Source organism: Streptomyces sp. P17 (assembly GCF_032436805.1).
Taxonomy (GTDB): domain Bacteria; phylum Actinomycetota; class Actinomycetes; order Streptomycetales; family Streptomycetaceae; genus Streptomyces.
The window spans coordinates 1-275 of the sequence record NZ_JAVRBF010000756.1 but is presented as its reverse complement, the minus strand read 5'-3'; the positions used below and the strand labels follow the sequence as shown (position 1 = coordinate 275).

Annotated in this window: 1 protein-coding gene; it reads left to right on the top strand. The window is 56.7% G+C overall.

The genetic code is table 11. The annotated features are described in order from the left end of the window. Positions 1-275, top strand: a 275-nt coding sequence (locus RMT89_RS42840; protein ID WP_399498970.1) for a nucleoside-diphosphate sugar epimerase/dehydratase, incomplete at both ends; no start/stop codon positions are given.

Here is a 275-nt window from a genome sequence, read left to right as displayed (position 1 = left end):
ATCATCCCAGCAAGGTCGACGAGCTGGTGGATGTTCTAGGCGTTGAGAAAATCTTGTTGGCTATGCCAAGTGCCAGCCGCGCTAAGCGTCGTGACATTTTGGAAGCTTTAGAGTCCCTACCCGTGCCGGTGCAAACGGTACCGGGCTTGGCGGATATGGTGTCTGGCCGTGCGAAAACGACCGAAATTCGCGATGTCGCCGTTGAAGATTTGCTAGGCCGGGATCCCGTGCCCCCCAACGAATCGCTGATGGCGGCGAATATTGCGGGCAAAGTG